Source organism: Pseudonocardia alni (assembly GCF_002813375.1).
Classification (GTDB): Bacteria; Actinomycetota; Actinomycetes; order Mycobacteriales; family Pseudonocardiaceae; genus Pseudonocardia; species Pseudonocardia alni.
The window spans coordinates 2,540,245-2,556,586 of sequence record NZ_PHUJ01000003.1 but is presented as its reverse complement, the minus strand read 5'-3'; the positions used below and the strand labels follow the sequence as shown (position 1 = coordinate 2,556,586).

Here is a 16,342-nt window from a genome sequence, read left to right as displayed (position 1 = left end):
ATGCCCCAGCCCACCAAGGGTGCCCGCCTCGGCGGGTCGCCCGCGCACCAGCGGCTGATCCTGGCCAACCTGGCGACCTCGCTGTTCGAACACGGCCGGATCACCACCACCGAGGCCAAGGCCCGGCGGCTGCGTCCGTACGCGGAGCGGCTGATCACCAAGGCCAAGGCCGGCGACCTGCACAACCGGCGCGAGATCATGAAGGTGATCCGCGACAAGTCGGTCGTGCACCGCCTCGTCACCGAGATCGGCCCGTTCTTCGCGGACCGCAACGGTGGCTACACCCGGATCACCAAGACGATGCCGCGCAAGGGCGACAACGCCCCGATGGCGGTCATCGAGCTGGTCCAGCAGAAGACGGTCACCGACGAGGCGAACCGTGCCCGTCGTTCGGCCGCGTCCCAGGCCGTGGCCGCCGCTCCGGCCGCCACGGACGAGGACACCACGGTCGAGTCGACCGAGGCCACCGAGGCCGAGGTCACCGCCGCCGACGAGGCACAGGAGGCCGCCGAGAAGGCGGTCGACGCCGCGGCCGAGGCCGAGGAGGTGGCCCCGGGTTCCGAGGCCGCCGACAAGGCCGTCGACGCCGCTGCCGCCGCGGAGGAGGCCGCCGACGAGGCTGCCGACGCCGCCGAGGACTCCACGGGCAAGAAGGAGTCCGGCTCCTGAGCCGAGCGCACCACACCGACGAGCCCGCCGTCACCGACGGCGGGCTCGTCGGCGTTTCCGGTGCCCCCGACCCGGGAGCCGGCACCGTCCGGCTACGGCTCGACGTCGCCTACGACGGCACCGACTTCTCCGGATGGGCCCAGCAGCCGAGCCGGCGCACCGTGCAGGGCGTGCTCACCGAGGCCCTGTCGACCGTGCTGCGCACCCCGCTGCGGCTCACCGTCGCCGGGCGCACCGACGCCGGGGTGCACGCGTCCGGCCAGGTCTGCCACGTCGACCTCCCGGAGACGCTCGCACCGCAGATCGACGGCCTGCTCAGGCGGTTGAACCGGCTGCTCCCACCCGACGTGCGGGTGCACGACCTCGGGCGGGTACCCGACGCCTTCGACGCCCGCTTCTCCGCGCTGCGGAGGCACTACCGCTACCGGGTCACCACGGCCCCGTTCGGGGCCGAGCCGCTGCGGGCGCGGGAGACCGTCGCCTGGCCGTACCCGCTGGACCCGGAGCCGATGAACGCCGCCTCGGCACTGCTGCTGGGCGAGCACGACTTCGCCGCGTTCTGCAAGCGCCGCGAGGGCGCGACGACCGTGCGCGCGCTGCAGCGCTTCGACTGGTCGCCCGCGCCGGGCGAGCCGGACGTGCTGGTCGCGGCGGTCTCCGCGGACGCGTTCTGCCACTCGATGGTCCGCAGCCTGGTCGGCGCGGTGTTCGAGGTCGGCCGAGGGCGCAGGCCCGCCGACTGGCCCGCGGGACTGCTGCGCCGCGAGCTGCGCGCCTCCGAGGTGACCGTCGCGCCGCCGCACGGCCTGTCGCTGACCGGCGTCGACTACCCCGCCGACGACGAGCTCGCCACCCGCGCCGAGCGGACCCGGCGGATCCGGGTACCGGGCGAGGGCTGAGCAGACCCCGCCGGGACCGAGCCGGACGCGGCCGGCCGGGTGGGGCCGGACCGGCCCCGGGTGTGACCGGTCCGGACGGCGTGGACGGGGGCCTCGGGGACGGGGGCGAGCGGCTTCAGGAGACCGGCCGCACCCAGGCCGGGTGCGGCGGCCCGGGGACCCGGTGCGTCCGGCGGGCGTCGAGCGCCAGCGCCACGCCCAGCCAGACCAGCGACACCGACCAGCCGGCCAGGGCAAGCGAGCCGACGACGTACAGCGGCTCGGTCGGCCCGGCGGGCAGCCCGGCCGACTCCAGCAGCACCGTCAGCGGGGCGCGCACCGAGTCCGCGGTGTCGCCGAAGTCGGGCATCAGCAGCCCGCCGGCGAGCAGGAACCCGGCGCAGGCGACGAACGGGGCGGCCACGGCCGGGCCGAGCACACGGCGTCGCAGCACGATCAGCGACAGCACCGTCGGGAGCGCCAGGAGGGCCGGGCCGACCACGGTCACGATCAGGATGATCAGGAACCACCCCGGCGCGGTGAACCGCAGGGCCGCGACGGCCAGGAGGGCGCCGGCCTGCAGGGCCACGTTCAGGTTCGTCCGCATGCCGACGATCGTGGCGGACCGGGCCGTCCGCTGGATCCGCAGGACTACGGTCCGGACGGGGCAACCATGTCAACAGTCGGTTACCGAGGTTCCGTCCCGCCCGGTCCGCGGGTCACAGTGGCGCGGTGACCACCGAGAACACCGTCGGCGCGGCCGCAGACCGCGGGTACGGCGACCGCATCGTCGCCGTCGAGCCCGGCTCCGCCGAGCCCGTGCCGGACTCCGAGCGGCACGGCAGACCCCGCCAGCTGTTCTGGACGTGGACCTCGCCGAACCTGGAGTTCGCGACGATCTTCGTCGGCGTGCTGTCGGTGACGGCGTTCGGGCAGTCGGTACCCGCGGCGGTCGCGGCGATCGTCGTCGGGAACCTGCTCGCCGCGGTCGCCCACGGGATCCTGTCCGCCCGCGGACCGGCCGCCGGGGTGCCGCAGATGGTGCTGGGGCGGCTCGCGTTCGGCCACCGCGGCAACGCACTGCCCGCCGCGTTGATGACGATCACCTCGGGCTTCGGCTGGTTCGCGGTGAACAGCGTCAGCGCCGCCTTCGCCCTGTCGGCGATCACCGGCGGCGGGACGGTCGCGTGGCTGGTGGCGGTGGTCGTCGTCCAGGTCGCCGTCGCGTTCTTCGGGCACAACCTGGTGCAGGCGTTCGAGCGGCTCGCCTTCCCGCTGCTCGCGGTCGTGCTCGGGATCGGGGCGGTGCTGGTGCTCGCCGTGTCGGACCCGGGGGCGGCCGCGTCGCCGGACGGGGTGGGCGGGGTCGGCGGGTTCCTGCTGACCGTCGGCGCCGTCGTCGGGTACTCGGCGGGCTGGAGCCCCTACGCCGCGGACTACTCCCGCTACCTGCCCCGTTCGGTGTCGGCGCGGGCCACCGGGCTCGCCGCGGGCGGCGGCCTGTTCCTGTCCACCACGGTGCTCATGACCGTCGGTGCGGTGTCGGTCGGTGCGGCGACGGCGGCCGGGCTCGACTCGGACAACCCGGTCGCGAACTACACCGGCCTGCTGCCCGGGTGGCTGACCGTGCTGACCCTGGTCGCCATCGCGGTGGGGGCGGTCGCGGCGAACGTCCTCAACGTCTACTCCGGGGCGATGGCGTTCCTCGCACTCGGCATCGACGTGCCGCTGGCGCGGGCGCGGGCCGTCGTCGCGCTGGCGTTCGGGGCGGTCGGGTTCGTGATCGCGCTGGTCGCCCTCGGCGATGCCGCAGCCGGGTACGAGGCGTTCCTGCTGGTCGTCGTGTACTGGGTCGGGCCGTGGCTCGGGGTGGTGCTCACCGACCAGTGGCTGCGCCCGACCGACCCCGATCTGCTCTACGACCGCACCTACCGGAACCACGCGGGCCCGGTGGCGCTGGCCGTCGGCATCGTGGTGTCGGTGCTGCTCTTCGCGAACCAGGAGCTGTTCACCGGCCTGGTGCCGCGGCTGCTGCCGGGGATCGGGGACGTGACCTTCCTGGTGGGGCTGCTGCTCGCGGCCGGGCTCTACGCCCTGCTGCTGCGCCGCACCGCCGTCGCGACGCCCGGGGGTACCCGGTGAACGCGCTCATCCCGACCGTGGACCTGGCCGCGCCGGACCCGGTTGCGGTGGACACCGCGTTGCAGCGGGCCGGGTTCCTGCAGGTCGTCGGGCACGGGGTGCCGGAGGGCGCGGCATGGGTGGTGCGGGCCGCCGCACGGGACTTCTTCGCGCTGCCCGAGGCGGTCAAGCGCGGCTACGCGGTCGGAGTCGGCGGGCGGGGGTGGCTGCCGCCCGGCGTCGAGGCCAACGACCGGGTGGAGGGCGGCGACTCGCCGCCGGACCTCAAGGAGTCCTTCGCGGTGGGACCGTTCGCGCCGACCGGTGACGCGGAGACCGACGCGGTGTGGTTCCCGCCGAACGTCTGGCCGGCGCAGGTCCCGGCGCTGCAGGAGGCGGTGACCGCCTACTGCACGGCGATGACCCGTGTCGCGGGCGCGCTGCTGGAGCTGTGCGCGGGGGCCCTCGGGCAGGAGCCGTCGACGCTGCGCGACCTCGCGACGCACCCGACGTGGACGTTCAACATCAACCGCTACCCGCCGATGACCGAGACCGGGGCCCCGCTGCCCGGGCAGTTCCGGATCGGCCCGCACACCGACTTCGGCACCGTCACCCTGCTCGACCGGGAACCCGGGGCGGGCGGGCTGCAGGTCGACGTCGAGGGGCACGGCTGGACCGACGCGCCCTACACCCCGGGTGCGCTGACGGTGAACGTCGGCGACCTGCTCGCGCACTGGACCGGGCACCGCTGGCGGGCCGGGCGGCACCGGGTGCTGCCACCGCAGGCCCACGCCCCGGCCGAGGACCTGGTGTCGCTGGTGTTCTTCTTCGAGCTGGACCACGACGCCGTCGTCACGCCGCTGGCCCCGCCGCTCGGCCGGACGGTGCTGGACCCGGTGGTGTCCGCGCCGTTCCTGCGCGAACGCCTGGCCGCGATCTCGGTATAGGTTCGCGCGCATGGATCCGAGCTGGCTGGACGTCGCGGTGGAGCAGGCCCGGGCCGGGCTGGCCTCGGGCGGCATCCCGATCGGCGCCGCACTCGTCGGACCGGACGGGGAGGTCCTCGGGCGTGGCCACAACCGTCGTGTGCAGGACGGCGACCCGACGGTGCACGGCGAGACCGCGGCGTTCCGCGACGCGGGCCGCCGCCGCGACTACCGGTCCACGACGATGGTCACCACGCTCTCGCCCTGCTGGTACTGCTCGGGGCTGATCCGTCAGTTCGGGATCGGCGCGGTGCTCGTGGGGGAGGCCCGGACCTTCCACGGCGGGCACGACTGGCTGGCCGAGCACGGGGTGCGCGTGCAGGTGCTCGACGACGCGCGCTGCGTGGACATGATGACCGCCTTCGTCGCCGAGCGCCCCGACCTGTGGAACGAGGACATCGGCGTCGCGGAGTAGCGCTCAGCCCGCCGTGAGCGGGACGTCCGGGTCGAGCTCGATCGCGACCTCGCGCAGCGCCACGTCGAGCACCGACCAGACCCACCGGGCCAGGTGCTCGGCGAGCTCGTCGAGCGGGAGCGGGTCCGCCGAGGAGAGCCAGCGCTCGGTCGCGCCGTCGACCAGCCCGACCGCGCCGGCGGCCAGCGGCGCCGCGACGGTCGCGGGCAGCCCGGGGTAGCCACCGGTCAGCAGGCCGGTCATCCGGTCGGCGATGCGGTGCCGGATGTCGGTGACGGCCGTCGTGACCCCGGCGGCGCGCAGCACGTACCGGTAGAGCTCGGTGTGCGCGGCGAGCCACCGCACGTGCGCGGCGATGGCGGCGACGAGCATCTCCCGCGGCGTCCCGCGCGGGCTCCACACCGGCGCGAGCGCCTCGGAGTAGAGCTCCAGCGCGGCCTCGGCGATCGCGCCCTGCAGGTCCTCCAGGCCGTCGAAGTGCCGGTACAGCGCGGGCCGGGGCACCCCGGCGCGACCGGCGATCTGCTCGGTCGTGGCCTCCGGTCCGTGCTCGGCGATCGCGGCCATCGCGGCCTCGACGACCTCGGCCCGCCGGGCCGCCCGCTGTCCGGCCCAGCGACGGGCGCGGCCGTCGCCGGGGGTCACGGATCCGCTCACCCGGCCATCATCCCGCGCCCGGTTGACACCGCGCCCGGCGCCACCGATGATTCGGCGATAAGGGGTACGCGCTGTACGGGATACTTCCTGTCACGGATGCGGCCCGACCGTCGACGACGACCGGAGGACCGACCGTGACCGAGACGGCGACCGACAACGGGTCCGGCCCACGCCCCCGCAGGCTGACCGGCGGCGACGTCGGCATCCCGCCGCGGCACCTGGACTTCCGGCTGCCCGAGCAGATGGTCCGCTGGGCCTACGCCGACAACGCGACCGCGACGCTGTTCCTCGCGATGCTCTCGGCGATCTTCCCGCCGGGGGAGGACTTCTTCGTCCGCTCGGTGATCCACTTCCGGGACCGGGTGACCGACCCGGAGCTGCGCGCCCGGGTCGCCGGGTTCACCGCGCAGGAGGTCATCCACAGCCGCGAGCACGACCGGCTCAACGAGGCGTTCCGTTCCCGCGGCTTCCCGGTGCACGTACCGGAGTCCGCGGTCGCGCTCGCGCTGAAGGTCCTCGACCGCACCTCGCCGCGGCAGCAGCTCGCCTGCACCGCGCTGATGGAGCACTTCACCGCGGTGATGGCCGAGGACATCCTCGGCAGCGACGAGTTCGCCGAGCGCGTGCACGCCGACATCCGCGAGCTGTGGCACTGGCACGCGCTCGAGGAGCTCGAGCACAAGTCCGTGACCTGGGACGTCTACGAGCTCATCGGCACCGACGGCCCCGAGCGCGGCCGCGCCGCACCGCTGGTGGTCGCCACCGTGCTGCCCGCGGTCGTGTTCGGGTGGGCGTACCTGCTCGTGCAGCAGGGCGTCTGGCGGCGGCCGCGGGACCTGCGCGAGGGCTACCGGCTGCTGTTCGGGCGCGGCCAGTTCCTGCGCCGCGTGCTGGGCCGGATGCCCGTCTTCGGGCACCCGCGCTTCCACCCCGACCGGCACGACACCCGCGCGCTGGAGCAGCGCTGGCGCGACACCCTCTTCGGCGACGACGGCGCCCTGGCCGAGCAGCTGCGCCGTCCGGTCCGCGAGGCCTGACTCAGCTCCACGGCCGCAGCACCCGCCCGGCCCATGCCGCGAGCAGCGCCTCGTCGTGGCTGACGGCGAGGACGCCGAGCCCGCGGCCGTCGACCTCGGCGGCGACGACCGAGACCAGGGCCGCGGTGCTCGACGCGTCGAGCATCGCGGTCATCTCGTCGCACAGCAGGTAGTCCGGCCGGGGCGCGAGCGCACGGGCCAGGCAGGCGCGCTGGAGCTGGCCGTCGGACACCTCGTGCGGCCGGCGTCCGCGCAGCTCGGCGGTCAGCCCGACCTGCGCGCACACCTCGTCGACGCGTGCGGTGACCCCGGGCGCCCGGGCGGCGCGCAGCGGCTCGGCCACGATCTCCTCGCAGGTCAGCCGCGGGTCGGTCGAGGCCCGTGGGGACTGGAACACCACCCCGATCCGGCGGCGCAGCGGGGCGGGCGCGTCGAAGCGGAACCGGCGGACCGGCTCGTCGTCGACGGTCACCCGGCCCGACCACGGTGCGTGCAGCAGCGCCAGCACCCGGGTCAGCGTCGACTTCCCGCACCCCGACGGGCCGGCCAGCCCGAGCACCGAACCCCGTTCCACGGCCAGGTCCACGCCGTCGACGACGGCGTGCCCGGCCCGCCACCCGGCCCGCACCCCCTCCGCGCGCAGGCTCACCGCGACCCCGCCCCGGACCGGGCCGCCGCGGGGAGCGCGGGGGCGGTCGGCGGATGGCAGGACACGCTCCGCCCACCCCGGCGGACCGGGACGGGGTCGCCGGAGCAGTCGTCGGTGACCGGGCAGCGTGGGGCGAACGCGCAGCCGTCGGGCAGCGCGGACAGCTCCGGCGGGTGCCCGGGCACCGGGGTGAACCCGGCGTCGGGCAGTGCCCCGAGCAGGCCGGCGGTGTAGGGGTGCCAGGGGGCCGCGAACACGTCGTCGGCGGGGCCGGTCTCGACCAGCCGCGAGGCGTACATGACGGCGACGTCGTCGGCGACGGCGCGGGCGGCGCGCAGGTCGTGGGTGATCAGCAGGACGGCGCGACCCTCCGCGGCCAGCCCGGCCAGCAGCGTCGTGACGTGGTCGACCAGCGGCCGGTCGAGTCCGGCGGTCGGCTCGTCGGCGAGCAGCACCGGTGGGTCCCCGGCGAGCGCGGCGGCGAGCCCGGCGCGCTGGGCCTGCCCGCCGGACAGCTCGTGCGGGTGCAGCGCGGCGACGTGGCGGGGCAGCGCGGCGCGGTCGAGCAGGTCGGCGACGGTGGCCGTCGCGCCGAGCCGGGTCAGGGTCTCGCGCAGCTGGGCGCCGACGGTGCGGGTGGGGGTGAAATGGGTGGCGGCGGACTGGGGGACCAGCCCGACCAGCCGTCCACGGACCCGGTCGCGCAGGATCCCCTCGGGGGCGGTCAGCAGCTCCACCGGGTCGCGTCGGGTGGACTGCTCCGGCGGGGTCAGCACGGCCGACCCGCGGACCGATGCGGTGCCCGGCAGCAGCCCGGTCAGGGCCTCGGTGAGCACCGACTTGCCACAGCCGGACTCCCCGACGAGCGCGGTCAGCCGCCCGGCACGCAGGTCCAGGTCGGCCTCGGTGACCGCGCGGACCGTGCGGGCGCGACGCCCGCGCCCGACCCGGAAGGCGACGTCGAGGCCGCGCACCGCGAGCACCGTGCCGGGTGCGGCGCTACCGGGCCCGGTCACAGCGCCTGCTCCGACCGTCGGCGCGGGAGTGTGCGGTCCCGCCACCAGGCCGCGATGCCGGCGACGCACAGCGTCGTCGCGGCCAGCAGCACGCTCGGGAACACCACGATCCACCAGGAGCCGAGCAGCACGGCCTGTCTCCCCTCGCCGAGGATGGTGCCCAGGCTCGCCAGGTGTGGTGGCAGGCCGAGGCCGAGGAAGCTCAGTGCGGTCTCGTGCCACACCGCGTGCGGCAGGATCAGCACCGCCGAGAGCACCGCCTGCGGGGCGACCGCGGGCAGCAGGTGCCGGCGCAGGACCCGGCGCCGGGACGCGCCGCCGGAGATCGCGGCGTCGACGAACGGGCGGGTGCGCAGGGTCAGGATCTCCGCGCGCACGACGCGGGCCACCGTCGTCCAGTGGGTCAGCCCGATCGAGGCGATCACCGCGAGCACGCTGCCCCGGTAGAGCGCGACGATCACGATGCCGAGCAGCAGGTGCGGGACGGCGTTGACGGCGTCGACCAGGCGCATCGCGATCCGGTCCCACCAGCCGCCGAGCAGCCCGGACAGCGCCCCGAACAGGGTGCCGATCACCGTCGAGAGCACGGCGCAGGCCGCGGCGACCTGCAGCGACACCCCCAGCCCGGCGAAGCTGCGCAGCAGCACGTCACGGCCCACGGAGTCGGTGCCGAACGGGTGCGCGGGCGAGGGCGGCAGCCGGATCGCGGTGTAGTCCACGGCGCCCTCGTCGAGCCCGCCGAGCCACGGCACTCCTACCGCGGCCGCGACGAGCAGGACCAGCCCGCCGGCGCCGGCGACCAGCCGGGCCCGCCCGGACCGGCGACGGCCGCGGGGCGAGCCGGGGCGCGGCCGGCCGGCCGGGAGCCACGGGCGGGGGGCGACGGCGGTCTCAGACATCGGCGTCCACCCGCGGGTCCAGCAGCAGCACGGTCAGGTCGGCGACGAGCGACCCGGCCAGCACCGCCACCGCCGAGAGGAGGGTCAGCGCGGCGAGCAGCGGGAAGTCCACGGCCAGCGCCGCGGTGACCACGGCCGCCGCGATCCCCGGCCAGGAGAACACGGTCTCCACCAGCACGGCGCCGGTGACGAGCTCCGGCAGCCGGTTGCCCAGCACCGTCACGAACGGCAGCAGCGCGGTCGGCAGGGCGTGGCGCAGCACGACGAGACGCTCGGGCAGCCCGCGGGCCCGGGCGCCGGCGACGTGGTCGTCGTCGAGGGAGGCCAGCAGCGAGGCCCGCACGTGCAGCACCAGCCACGGCGTCTGGGAGACCCCCAGCACCAGCGCCGGCAGCACCAGGTGCCTGCTCACCTGGCCGAACGTGGGTGCGGCCCCGGCATCGGTGAGCCCGGCGACCGGCAGCACCGGCCAGGCCACGGCGAACACCGCGATCGCACCCAGGGCCAGCACGAACGGCGGCAGCCCCTCCAGGGTGTGCCCGACCGCGGTGACGGCCCGGTCGAACCAGCCGCCCTGCCGCCACGCCGCGACGGTCCCGGCGGCCAGGGCCAGCACCAGCGACACGAGCAGAGCCAGGGTGACCAGCAGCAACGTCCACGGGAGCCGCTCGGCGACCACCTGGGCCACCGGCTGGCGCATCGACAGGCTCTGCCCGAGGTCGCCGGTCAGCAGCCCGCCCAGCCACCGGAGCAGCTGTTCGCCCACGCTCGCGTCCAGCCCGAGCGAACGTTCGGCGGCGGCGATGTCGGCGTCGCTCGCGGAGAAGATCCCGACCCCGAAGTACTGGTACACCGGCCGGAACGGCGACACCGCCGCCAGCAGGAACACCCCGACCGCGACCAGCAGCACCGTCGGGACGCCGAGCAGCAGCCGCAGCCCGGCCAGCCGGGCCACCGCGCGGCCGCGGTGCCGGCCCGGGAGCACGGCCGTCACGAGCGGGGCGTCCAGTCCTGCAGGTTCCACCACGGGCCCCAGGTGGTGCCGTGGGTGTGCGGCTCGACGACGGGGGTGTAGCCGTCCCAGGCGTCGCGGGTGACGTAGCTGTGGCCGAGGAAGGCCAGGAAGACCATGCCGGGGTCGGCGACGTAGGCCCGCTGGAACTCCTTCACCGCCGCGGTGCGGGCGGCCTCGTCGGGCGCCCGCAGCGCGGTGTCCAGCGCCGCGTCGACGGCGGCGTTGCGGTAGGAGCCGGGGTTGTTGAACCCGTCGGCGGCGTTCGAGGAGTGCAGCAGCTGCCACGCCTTGAACCCCGGGTCGAACGGGTCGCCGCCGCCGAGCACGAGCGCGTCGGCGCCCATCCGCGGCTCGATCGCCTCCCAGCCGAGTCCCTCCAGCCGGACGTCGATCCCGGCCGCGCGCACGTCGGAGGCGAACGCCTGGGCCAGGTCGCGGCGCACGGTGTCGGTGGCCGGGTACATCAGCGTGAAGCGCGCGGCCTGCCCGCCGCGGACGCGCACCCCGTCGGGCCCGGGGACCCAGCCGGCCCGCTCCAGGATCCGGCCCGCCTCCGCGGGGTCGAAGGTGAACGTCGCGGAGGGCTCGACCTGCTCGGGCAGCACGCCCGGGATCGGGTGGTGGGCCGGTTCGCCCTGGCCCGCGAGGAACGCGTCGATCATGCCCTGGCGGTTCACCGAGCGGTTGAGCGCCGCGCGGATCGCCGGGTCCGCGGTGACCGGGTTCGCGAACGGCAGCGCGACGGTGCGGTAGTCGGCGCTGGCGTGCTCGCGCAGCGCCAGCCCGCTCTGCTGCGCGACCGCGCGGGCCAGCGCCGGCGGCAGCACGGTCCCGTCGAACTCGCCGGCGGCGGTGCGCTGGGCACGGGTGTTGTCGTCGGTGGCGAACACGACGGTCACCCGGGTCACCGACGGTGCGCCACCCCAGTACGACGGGTTGGACTCCATGACCATCGTGTCGCCGCGCCGCCACTCGGCGAGCCGGTACGGGCCGGTGCCGACGGCCCGGGTGTTCACCGGCAGGTCGGAGACGGGGCCGCCGCCCTCGAGGGCCTCCGACGGCAGGATCCCGGAGGTGAGCCGGGCCGGGAACGCGCCGTAGGGGTAGGACAGCCGGAACCGCACGGCGTCGTCGCCGACGGCCTCGACCCCGGCGAGCATCGGCACGCTCGACCGGATCGTCGCGGCGCGGGCCGGGTCGAGGATCGCGGCGTAGGTGGCGACGACGTCCTCGGGCCCGAAGGCCGACCCGTCGTGGAAGGTGACGCCGGGGCGCAGCGGCACCGTCCAGGACAGGCGGTCCGGTGACGAGGTCGCCGGGCCGGAGGCGAGCGCGGGCTGCAGGGTGCGCTGCGCGTCGCGGGCGTAGAGACCGTCGTAGAACTTGCTCGCGCCCTCCGCCCCGTAGCCGAGCAGCGGGTTGAGGTCGTCGGGCTCGTAGCCGTCGGCGAGGGTCATGGTGGTGCCGTCCCCGGCCGGGCCCGCCTCGCCCGGGGCGGCGGTGGGCGCGGAGCAGCCGGCCACGAGGGCGGCGGCCACCAACGGGACGACGATGTTCCGGAGGGTGATCACGCAACGGCACATTATGGGCAACAGAGTGAGGGTGGCAACGAACTGGACCGATCGGTCAGGTGGCGTACTTCTACGCAGTGACCGCGGACCGGCTCCGCCGGGGTCGCGGCCGTCCTACCGTCCGGGCGGTGCGCACCGATCCCGCCCCCGCGCGCGTGCAGCGCGCCCCGGCGACCCGCGACCAGGTCGACGCCCACCGGTTCGGTGTGCGCCGGATGGAGGCCGCGCTGGTGCGGGCGGACCCGGTGCTGCTGCACGAGCAGATCCGCTCGCAGCGGCGCGCCGTGTTCGCCGGAGTGCTGGTCGGGCTGCTCGCGCTCGGGGTGGCGGCGCTGCTGGCCCGGGTCGACCCGGCCACCGACTGGCGCTCCCGGGCGCTGGTGCAGGGGCAGCGCAGCGGCGTGCTCTACGCCGTGGTCCGCGACCCCGACCGGTCCGCGCTGCTCGTGCCGGTGCCCGACCCGGTCGCGGGACGGCTGGTCCTCGCCGCGCACGGTCGCGACGACGGTGCCACCGCCGTGCCCGTCCCGGTGCCCGACGACGCACTGGCCGCCGCGCCGCGCACCGCGCCGGCGGCCGTCCCCGGCACCGTCGGCGTCCCGCTCGACGGGGTCCCGGTCCCACCCGCGTGGGCGGTCTGCGACACCCGCGGCGAGGGCTCCGGCGCCGGGACCACGACGGTGCTCGCGGGGTCGCTCGGACCCGTCCCGGCCGGACCGGAACCGGTGGCCCTGCTGGCCGCCGAGGGCGGCGCCACCTACCTGGTCCACGACGGCGCCCGGCACCGGCTCGACCCGTCCGACCGGAACGCCCTCGACGGGCTCGGCCTGTTCGGCGCGCCCGTCCGCCGGGTCGGCGACGGTCTGCTCTCCGCGATCCCGGAGGGCGCGCCGCTGCGGGTCCCCGCCCCCGGACCGACACCTGTCGCGGGGCTGGGGCGGAACGGGGACGTCGTGCGCAGCCAGTCGCTCGGGGCAGGGTCGACGTACTTCCTGGTGGTCGACGACGGGCTCGCCCGGATCCCGGTCACCCTCGCCGACGCCGTCCGCTCCCGGACCGGGCAGGCCGAACCGGCGACGCTGCCGCCCGGGCTGGTCGACGACGTCGGGCAGACGCGGGTGCCCGGCGCCGAGGCCTGGCCCGCCGCGCGGGCCGAGGTCACCGAGGTGCCCCCGGTGCTGTGCGGGACCTGGCGCGAGGGACGGCGCGCACTCGTCGCGGGCATCGAGGAGCCGGTCGCGCCCGGTGCGGTGCGGGTGCGCCTCGCCGGTGCCGACGACGCCGGGCCGGGTCTCGACGCCGTGGTACTGCCGGGGACCGGCCCGGGGCCACTGCGGACCGGGCCGGTCGACACCGGCGGCGGCGACGGCGGGACGCGCCTGCTGCTCGCCGCGTCCGGCGCGGTGCACGGTGTCGCGGACGCCGGGACCGGGCGGGCGCTGGGGATCGGGGAGGCGGGGGACGCACCGGCGGAGATGGTGCGGCTGCTGCCGCGGGCGGGGGTGCTGAGCGTCGCGGCGGCGCGGGAGGTGGCGGACCTGCCGGGCTGAGCCGCGGTTCAGGGCCGGCGCCGCAGCCCCGCCAGTGCCGCGACGAGCGCCCCGCCGACCGCCGCGACCGCTCCGACCCCGGCCACCACGGGCAGGTCCGCCGGCGGGGCCGACGCCAGCGGCAGCGGCGCCCGGCCCGCCCCGGGGACCCCGGCGCGGCCGCCGGGACCGGCGGGGTCGTCCGGGGTCAGGAGCAGCGGCTCCGCGGTCAGCGCGGCCCCCGGGTCGAGCACGCCGTGGCCGGTGCGGCCGTCGCCCGCGGTGGGGCGGGCCGTGGCGCGCAGCCGGTCTCCGACCTGACGCGGGGTGAGCATCGGGAACCGTTCGCGCAGCAGCGCCGCGGTCCCCGCGACCAGCGGCGCCGAGTACGACGTGCCGCGGACCACCGCACCGTCCGGTCCGGACGGACGGGGCAGGTCCGTCCCCGGAGCGGCGAGGTCCACCCAGGGGCCCGGCACGGAGAAGTCGCCGGGGACGTCGTCGCCGTCGACCGCGCCGACGGCGAGGACCGTGTCGTAGGACGCGGGCAGCGGCCGCAGGTCCGGGTCGCCGGTGCAGGTGCCGTTCCCGTCGACGTTCCCGGCCGCGGCGACGACCAGGACCCCGGCCCGCTCGGCGCCGTCGACGGCCTCGCGCAGCGCGGCCCCCGCGGAGTCGACCTGCGCGGACGGCACGCACACCACCTCGGACACGTTCACGACGCTCGCGCCGAGTGCGACGGCCCGGTCGATCGCCGCGGCCAGGGTGCGGATCTCCCCGGCGGGTCGCTCGGTGCCGTCGGTGCCGCGGACGGCGAAGCGCCCCGAGGACTGGCGCAGCGACAGGATCCGCGCGCCCGGCGCCATGCCCGCGCCGAGCCCGGTGACCGGGTCGGCGGCTCCGGCGAGGAGCAGCGCGACATCGGAGCCGTGGCCGTCGCAGTCGGTGAGACCGTCGCCGCCGGTGAGGTAGTCCCCGCCGCCGCTGAGGCGTCCGGCCAGCCGGGGCAGCGGCGCCACCCCGGTGTCGACGACGGCGACGAGCTGCCCCGCACCGGTCGCGAGATGCGGGGGTGGCTGCGGGACCGCACCGCGGGCGGCGCCCGGGCCGTCGTCGCCGGGCGGGGTGCAGGCGCGGGTCTGCCGCAACCCGTCGGCCGGTCCCGGCGGTCCGGGCTCGGCCGCCGCGGCGACCGACCGCGTCCACACCCCGTCGCCTGCCCCCACACCCGGTGCGGGGGGTGTGGCGACCCCACAGGGGGTGTGGACGGCGCACGACGCGGCGGGGGTGACGGACGGGGCGACGGCGGGCGGGGTGGGGAGGGGGAGCGCGAGCAGCGTCGCGGCCAGCAGCGGGACCGCCCGCCGCGGCGGCGCCGTCCGCGGGCGCACGGTCCGCGGCGGCGCCGTCGGCGGGGTCGGTGGGCCGGCCGACTGCCGGGCCGGGCCGGTCACAGGGTGCGGACCAGGGCGAACAGGCCCATCGCGGCCAGTGCGGCGGGCACGGCGGCGGCGGTGAGGACGAGCTCGCACACGTCGAGCGCCCGGCGGGCCGGCGGCGACGGCGTCGTCCGTGCGGCCGCGGCACCCGCGCCGACGGCGAGCAGCAGCCCGGCCGCCACGGCGAGCCGCGGCGCGGGGTCCAGCGCGAGCGCGGCCGGCACGGCGGCGGTGGCGACCGCGACCACCGCGGCCCCGGTCAGGATGCGGGCCGCCGCGGGCTCGACGAGCGCACGGGCCCGCAGGAGCAGCACCGCCGCCGTCACCACCAGCAGCAGGCCACCGGTCCAGCCCCCGGTCGCGGCGACGGCGGCGGCCCCGGCGGCCGCGACCGCGGTGCCCGCCAGCGTCCCGGTGTGCAGGCCGCGGGCCAGCCCGGCCCGGGCGGTCAGCTCCGCACCGGGCAGTACCCGCTCGGCGCCCGCGACGGACTCGGCGTCGGTCGGGACGGCCGGGGCCGGGATCCCGGCCAGGCGCAGTGCCAGGCGGGGCAGCAGGGGCCCGGCGGCCAGGGCGGGCGCCGCGAGCCCGGCCGCGACGGCCGTCACCGGGGCCTCCAGCAGCAGCCGGGCCAGCGCCGCGGCGGCGGTCCCGGAGGCGGCCAGGGCCACCGCGAGCAGGACCGGGGACACCGCCCGCGCGATCGCCTGACCCGCGGCGGCGGCCAGACCGGTCCCGGCGGCGGCGAGCAGCAGCGCCCCCGCCCCGGCAGGTGCGGGCAGCGCGGTGAGCCCGGCCGTCGCCGCGGCGGGGACGGCGCAGAGTGCGGCGGCGGTCGTGAGCCGGTCGTCGTCGCGGCCGCGGTGGGCGACCAGCAGCGCCCCGACGGCGCCGGCGGCGGCGAGCGCGCACGCCCACGGCCGCCACGAACCGTCCACGGTGGACAGCACGGCGCCCGCGGCGGCCGTCGCCAGCACGGCCGCGGCCGTCCCGGACCAGCGCGCCGTCCCGGCGACGTCGGCCGTACCGCGCACCGCACCGGCGACGGTCTCGGCGGCGTCGTCGAGCACCGGCGGCGCGGGCGCCGGGCGCGGCGGGCCCAGGTGCAGCAGCTCGCCCTCGCGGACACCGAGCTCGTCGAGGGTGGCGTCGGCGGGCAGCGGGCCGCCCGCCGGGCCGGTGAACCGCCAGGCCTGCGGGGTGTCGGTGGAGGCGCGGCCCAGCAGCTCGCGCACCATCGGGACCAGCTCGGCGACGGCGACGTCGGCCGGCAGCGCCACGTCGAGGCGCCCGCGCGGGGTGTGCACCCCGACCCGGGTCCAGCGGCCGGGCGCCGGCCCGGTGCCGGACGTCGCGTCGCCGGGGCCGGTCGCGGCCGGTGCGGGCAGGACGGAGGTCACGGGCGGCTCCCTGGCAGATCTCCCCGATCGGCCCCGGCGGGCCCGGGGCGGCTGCGAGTAT

16 protein-coding genes are annotated in these 16,342 nt (G+C 77.3%); 7 read left to right on the top strand and 9 right to left on the bottom strand.

Features of this window, described 5'->3' with window-relative positions:
* Together rplQ and truA are read left to right on the top strand one after the other, a co-directional pair.
* A complete protein-coding gene (gene rplQ / locus ATL51_RS12730; RefSeq protein WP_100878736.1) occupies positions 1-669 on the top strand; it encodes a 50S ribosomal protein L17 in 669 nt (222 codons plus the stop codon).
* Entirely contained in the window at positions 666-1,568 is a 903-nt protein-coding gene (truA, locus tag ATL51_RS12725) for a tRNA pseudouridine(38-40) synthase TruA (RefSeq protein ID WP_100880681.1), read from the top strand. Before rplQ ends, truA begins: the two co-directional genes overlap by 4 nt.
* A gap of 115 nt (positions 1,569-1,683) precedes the next feature.
* On the opposite strand, the gene ATL51_RS12720 is transcribed toward truA, so the two are convergent.
* Positions 1,684-2,154 carry a hypothetical protein gene (locus tag ATL51_RS12720; RefSeq protein WP_100878735.1) on the bottom strand — a complete coding sequence of 157 codons (471 nt, stop codon included), beginning with the start codon at positions 2,152-2,154 and terminating at the stop codon, positions 1,684-1,686.
* 125 nt (positions 2,155-2,279) lie between these two features.
* Between ATL51_RS12720 and ATL51_RS12715 the strand changes: the two genes are divergently transcribed.
* Genes ATL51_RS12715 through ATL51_RS12705 form a run of 3 tightly spaced genes read left to right on the top strand, consistent with a single transcriptional unit; the run spans position 2,280 to position 5,069 of the window.
* On the top strand, positions 2,280-3,689 hold the full coding sequence (locus tag ATL51_RS12715; RefSeq protein WP_100878734.1) for a purine-cytosine permease family protein: 1,410 nt from the start codon (positions 2,280-2,282) through the stop codon (positions 3,687-3,689).
* Complete coding sequence (locus ATL51_RS12710) at positions 3,686-4,615, top strand: isopenicillin N synthase family dioxygenase (RefSeq protein ID WP_100878733.1); 930 nt, start codon at positions 3,686-3,688, stop codon at positions 4,613-4,615. Before ATL51_RS12715 ends, ATL51_RS12710 begins: the two co-directional genes overlap by 4 nt.
* A 10-nt stretch (positions 4,616-4,625) precedes the next feature.
* A complete protein-coding gene (locus ATL51_RS12705) occupies positions 4,626-5,069 on the top strand; it encodes a nucleoside deaminase (RefSeq protein ID WP_060710562.1) in 444 nt (147 codons plus the stop codon).
* Positions 5,070-5,072: 3 nt separating this feature from the next.
* On the opposite strand, the gene ATL51_RS12700 is transcribed toward ATL51_RS12705, so the two are convergent.
* The gene (locus ATL51_RS12700; protein ID WP_301549009.1) at positions 5,073-5,726 is read right to left on the bottom strand and encodes a TetR/AcrR family transcriptional regulator; all 654 of its coding nucleotides are present in this window, start codon (positions 5,724-5,726) and stop codon (positions 5,073-5,075) included.
* Between the two features lie 134 nt (positions 5,727-5,860).
* Between ATL51_RS12700 and ATL51_RS12695 the strand changes: the two genes are divergently transcribed.
* Complete coding sequence (locus ATL51_RS12695) at positions 5,861-6,763, top strand: metal-dependent hydrolase (RefSeq protein WP_073576455.1); 903 nt, start codon at positions 5,861-5,863, stop codon at positions 6,761-6,763.
* Position 6,764: 1 nt separating this feature from the next.
* On the opposite strand, the gene ATL51_RS12690 is transcribed toward ATL51_RS12695, so the two are convergent.
* Genes ATL51_RS12690 through ATL51_RS12670 form a run of 5 tightly spaced genes read right to left on the bottom strand, consistent with a single transcriptional unit; the run spans position 6,765 to position 11,913 of the window.
* Positions 6,765-7,412, bottom strand: coding sequence for an ABC transporter ATP-binding protein (locus ATL51_RS12690; protein ID WP_083658782.1), 648 nt, complete (start codon positions 7,410-7,412; stop codon positions 6,765-6,767).
* Complete coding sequence (locus ATL51_RS12685; RefSeq protein ID WP_208622978.1) at positions 7,409-8,428, bottom strand: oligopeptide/dipeptide ABC transporter ATP-binding protein; 1,020 nt, start codon at positions 8,426-8,428, stop codon at positions 7,409-7,411. Before ATL51_RS12685 ends, ATL51_RS12690 begins: the two co-directional genes overlap by 4 nt.
* Entirely contained in the window at positions 8,425-9,327 is a 903-nt protein-coding gene (locus tag ATL51_RS12680; RefSeq protein WP_062397799.1) for an ABC transporter permease, read from the bottom strand. The genes ATL51_RS12685 and ATL51_RS12680 overlap by 4 nt, the downstream gene beginning before the upstream one ends.
* On the bottom strand, positions 9,320-10,321 hold the full coding sequence (locus tag ATL51_RS12675) for an ABC transporter permease (protein WP_208622977.1): 1,002 nt from the start codon (positions 10,319-10,321) through the stop codon (positions 9,320-9,322). Before ATL51_RS12675 ends, ATL51_RS12680 begins: the two co-directional genes overlap by 8 nt.
* Positions 10,318-11,913, bottom strand: a complete 1,596-nt coding sequence (locus tag ATL51_RS12670) for an ABC transporter substrate-binding protein (RefSeq protein ID WP_301549008.1) — start codon at positions 11,911-11,913, stop codon at positions 10,318-10,320. Before ATL51_RS12670 ends, ATL51_RS12675 begins: the two co-directional genes overlap by 4 nt.
* 128 nt (positions 11,914-12,041) lie before the next feature.
* On the opposite strand from ATL51_RS12670, the gene eccB reads away from it, so the two are divergent.
* Positions 12,042-13,463 (top strand): type VII secretion protein EccB, encoded by a 1,422-nt coding sequence (eccB, locus tag ATL51_RS12665; protein ID WP_157818344.1) that lies wholly within the window; start codon positions 12,042-12,044, stop codon positions 13,461-13,463.
* Positions 13,464-13,471: 8 nt separating this feature from the next.
* Here eccB and mycP read toward each other — a convergent pair whose 3' ends face one another.
* Both mycP and eccD read right to left on the bottom strand, forming a co-directional pair.
* Positions 13,472-14,833 carry a type VII secretion-associated serine protease mycosin gene (gene mycP / locus ATL51_RS12660; RefSeq protein WP_167409994.1) on the bottom strand — a complete coding sequence of 454 codons (1,362 nt, stop codon included), beginning with the start codon at positions 14,831-14,833 and terminating at the stop codon, positions 13,472-13,474.
* A 59-nt stretch (positions 14,834-14,892) separates the two neighbouring features.
* Positions 14,893-16,281 carry a type VII secretion integral membrane protein EccD gene (gene eccD / locus ATL51_RS12655; protein WP_157818342.1) on the bottom strand — a complete coding sequence of 463 codons (1,389 nt, stop codon included), beginning with the start codon at positions 16,279-16,281 and terminating at the stop codon, positions 14,893-14,895.
* Positions 16,282-16,342 lie beyond the last annotated feature (61 nt).